The organism is Flavobacterium sp. (genome assembly GCF_030146175.1).
Lineage (GTDB): Bacteria > Bacteroidota > Bacteroidia > Flavobacteriales > Flavobacteriaceae > Flavobacterium.
The window spans coordinates 1-2,594 of the sequence record NZ_JASLCE010000149.1; the positions used below are offsets into that span (position 1 = coordinate 1).

Annotated in this window: 6 protein-coding genes; all 6 read right to left on the reverse strand. The window is 36.0% G+C overall.

Translation table 11 applies throughout. From position 1 onward, the window contains the following. Positions 1-36 precede the first annotated feature (36 nt). On the reverse strand, positions 37-579 hold the full coding sequence (rplF, locus tag Q1R07_RS15995; protein ID WP_300492172.1) for a 50S ribosomal protein L6: 543 nt from the start codon (positions 577-579) through the stop codon (positions 37-39). 15 nt (positions 580-594) lie between these two features. Then, complete coding sequence (gene rpsH / locus Q1R07_RS16000; protein WP_136403057.1) at positions 595-993, reverse strand: 30S ribosomal protein S8; 399 nt, start codon at positions 991-993, stop codon at positions 595-597. Positions 994-1,069: 76 nt separating this feature from the next. Beyond that, entirely contained in the window at positions 1,070-1,339 is a 270-nt protein-coding gene (gene rpsN / locus Q1R07_RS16005) for a 30S ribosomal protein S14 (protein ID WP_177732466.1), read from the reverse strand. A gap of 3 nt (positions 1,340-1,342) precedes the next feature. Beyond that, positions 1,343-1,894, reverse strand: a complete 552-nt coding sequence (rplE, locus tag Q1R07_RS16010; RefSeq protein ID WP_300492176.1) for a 50S ribosomal protein L5 — start codon at positions 1,892-1,894, stop codon at positions 1,343-1,345. A 2-nt stretch (positions 1,895-1,896) separates the two neighbouring features. Further along, on the reverse strand, positions 1,897-2,211 hold the full coding sequence (rplX, locus tag Q1R07_RS16015) for a 50S ribosomal protein L24 (RefSeq protein ID WP_136403054.1): 315 nt from the start codon (positions 2,209-2,211) through the stop codon (positions 1,897-1,899). Positions 2,212-2,223: 12 nt separating this feature from the next. After that, the gene (gene rplN, locus Q1R07_RS16020; protein ID WP_007803649.1) at positions 2,224-2,592 is read right to left on the reverse strand and encodes a 50S ribosomal protein L14; all 369 of its coding nucleotides are present in this window, start codon (positions 2,590-2,592) and stop codon (positions 2,224-2,226) included. Positions 2,593-2,594 lie beyond the last annotated feature (2 nt).

Here is a 2,594-nt window from a genome sequence, read left to right on the forward strand (position 1 = left end):
TTCTTTCAGATTTTGTTAATGACATAGTCTTAATTTTTAAGCTGATTTACCTGCTTTTCTTCTTAATACTTCACCTACAAACTTAACTCCTTTTCCTTTGTAAGGCTCAGGCTTACGGAAAGAACGGATTTTAGCCGCTACTTGCCCTAATAGTTGTTTGTCATGTGAAGATAACTTAATGATTGGGTTTTTACCTTTCTCGGAAACTGTTTCAACTTTTACTTCTGAAACAACTTCAAGAACGATGTTGTGCGAAAAACCTAAAGCGACATCCAATTTTTGACCTTGGTTAGAAGCTCTGTATCCTACTCCAACTAATTCTAATTCTTTAGTAAAACCTTCAGCTACACCAACAATCATGTTATTGATTAAAGCTCTGTATAAACCGTGTTTAGATCTTTGATCTTTAGCATCAGATGATCTTTCCACGATTACTTGTCCTTCCTCAACTTTAACAGACACATCTGAAAACTCTTGAGAAAGTTCTCCTAATTTTCCTTTTACTGTAATTACAGCGTCTTTAACTTCTACAGTTACTCCAGCTGGAATTGCAATTGGACTTTTTCCTATTCTTGACATTGCTTAGTCTTTTTATTAGTATACGTAACAAATAACTTCACCACCAACATTCAATTGTTTCGCTTGTTTCCCAGTCATAAGACCTTTAGATGTAGAAACGATAGCGATACCTAAACCATTCAAGATTCTAGGTAGTTTGGCAGCACCTGCGTACTTACGTAAACCTGGTTTACTAATTCTTTGGATATCTTTAATTACAGCCTCTTTAGTCTCTTTGTCGTACTTAAGAGCAATTTTGATAGTACCTTGAACAGTACTGTCTTCAAATTTGTAACTTAAAATATATCCTTGATCGAATAAAATTTTTGTGATTTCTTTTTTCATGTTAGAAGCCGGGATTTCCACAACTTTGTGGTTTGCTCTTACGGCATTTCTGATTCTTGTTAAGAAATCTGCGATAGGATCTGTATACATGTTTATTAATTTGCGATTATGGTTTTCGGTAAATTTTCATTTACCGAACCTTTAATCAATTTATAATTCTTTTATATTACCAGCTAGCTTTTCTAACCCCTGGGATCAATCCATTGTTAGCCATTTCACGGAAAGTTACACGTGAAATACCGAATTGACGCATATACCCTCTTGGTCTTCCAGTTAATTTACAACGGTTGTGTAAACGTACAGGAGAAGCATTTTTCGGTAATTTTTGTAGGCCTTCATAATCTCCAGCTTCTAATAAAGCTTTTCTTTTTTCAGCATACTTGTCTACCAAAGCTTGTCTTTTCACCTCGCGGGCTTTCATTGATTCTTTAGCCATAACTTAATTCTTTTTAAAAGGTAATCCTAATTGTGTTAACAATGACTTCGCTTCTTTGTCTGTCGACGCCGAAGTTACGAAAGTAATATCAAATCCGGCAATTTTGTTTACTTTATCAATATCAATTTCCGGGAAAATGATTTGTTCCAAAACACCTAAGTTGTAATTACCTCTACCATCGAATCCGGTTGCTTTGATACCGCCGAAATCTCTTACACGTGGTAATGCAGAAGTGATCAAACGATCAAGGAATTCATACATTCTTTCTCCACGTAAAGTTACTTTAGCACCAATTGGCATTCCTTTTCTTAATTTGAAAGAAGCAACGTCTTTTTTAGAAATGGTAGAAACTGCTTTCTGACCCGTAATTTTTGTTAGCTCCTCAACAGCATGATCTACTAATTTCTTATCTGATACAGCTGCTCCAACACCACGGCTTACAACGATTTTTTCAAGTTTAGGAACCATCATTACGTTTTTGTAACCGTATTCTTCTGTAAGAGCTGCGATAACGCGACTCTTATATTCTTCTTTTAGTCTAGGTATATAAGCCATCACTACAATACTTGATTAGATTTTTTAGAAATTCTCACTTTCTTATCTCCTTCAACTTTCACCCCAACTTTAGTCGCAGACTTAGTTTTAGGATCGATTAAAGCGATGTTAGAGATATGAATAGGAGCTTCTTTTTTCACGATACCACCTTGAGGGTTTTTAGCACTTGGTTTCGTATGTTTCGATACCATGTTAACGCCTTCAATAATCGCTTTGTTTTTCTCGCGAAGTACACGTAAAACTTTACCTTCAGCACCTTTATGGTCACCGGCGATTACTTTTACGATATCTCCTGATTTTATTTTTAGCTTCATCATCTTTACAACGAATTAAAGCACTTCTGGTGCTAATGATACAATTTTCATGAATTGTTTTTCACGAAGTTCTCTGGCTACCGGACCAAAAACACGAGTACCTCTCATTTCACCAGCAGCGTTTAACAATACGCAAGCGTTATCGTCAAATCTGATGTATGAACCATCGGCTCTTCGCACTTCTTTTTTGGTACGTACAACAACTGCAGTGGATACAGCACCTTTTTTCACGTTTCCGTTTGGTGTTGCATCTTTAATAGACACTACAATTTTATCTCCAACAGAGGCATAACGACGTTTCGTTCCTCCTAAAACACGGATAGTTAAAACTTCTTTAGCTCCCGTGTTATCTGCTACTTTTAGTCTTGATTCTTGTTGTACCATAA